The organism is Paucibacter hankyongi (assembly GCF_037482915.1).
In the GTDB taxonomy this organism is placed as follows: domain Bacteria; phylum Pseudomonadota; class Gammaproteobacteria; order Burkholderiales; family Burkholderiaceae_C; genus Paucibacter_A; species Paucibacter_A hankyongi.
Genome location: NZ_JBBHJX010000038.1, coordinates 1 through 875, shown reverse-complemented (window position 1 = coordinate 875; position 875 = coordinate 1). Strand labels below are relative to the sequence as shown.

Below are 875 nucleotides of genomic sequence, written 5' to 3'. Positions count from 1 at the left end.
GAACGCACCAAGCCGCACGTCAACGTCGGCACCATCGGTCACGTGGACCATGGCAAGACCACCCTGACGGCTGCGATCGCAACCGTGCTGTCGAAGAAGTTCGGCGGCGAGGCCAAGGCCTATGACCAGATCGACGCTGCGCCTGAAGAAAAGGCTCGCGGCATCACGATCAACACCGCTCACGTCGAGTACGAAACCGCTGGCCGTCACTACGCCCACGTGGACTGCCCCGGCCACGCTGACTATGTGAAGAACATGATCACCGGCGCTGCTCAGATGGACGGCGCTATTCTGGTGTGCTCGGCCGCTGACGGCCCAATGCCCCAGACTCGCGAGCACATCCTGTTGGCTCGTCAGGTCGGCGTGAAGTACATCATCGTCTTCCTGAACAAGTGCGACATGGTGGACGACGCTGAGTTGCTGGAACTGGTCGAAATGGAAGTGCGCGAGCTGCTGTCCAAGTACGACTTCCCTGGCGACGACACCCCCATCATCAAGGGTTCGGCCAAGCTGGCTCTGGAAGGCGATACGGGCGATCTGGGCGAGCAGGCCATCTTCCGTCTGGCCGACGCGCTGGACAGCTACATCCCGACGCCTGAGCGCGCTATGGACGGTGCTTTCTTGTTGCCGGTGGAAGATGTGTTCTCGATCTCGGGTCGCGGCACTGTGGTGACTGGCCGTATCGAGCGCGGCATCATCAAGGTCGGTGAAGAAATCGAAATCGTGGGTATCCGCGACGTTCAGAAGACCACCGTCACTGGCGTGGAAATGTTCCGCAAGCTGCTGGACCAAGGTCAAGCAGGCGACAACGTCGGCATCTTGCTGCGCGGCACCAAGCGCGAAGACGTCGAGCGCGGCCAAGTGCTGAGCAAGCC

1 protein-coding gene is annotated in these 875 nt (G+C 61.3%); it reads left to right on the top strand.

Going from position 1 to position 875, the window contains the following annotated elements:
* Window positions 1-875 (top strand): elongation factor Tu (gene tuf / locus WG899_RS22275; protein ID WP_339597826.1); only part of this gene is annotated, 875 nt, incomplete at both ends.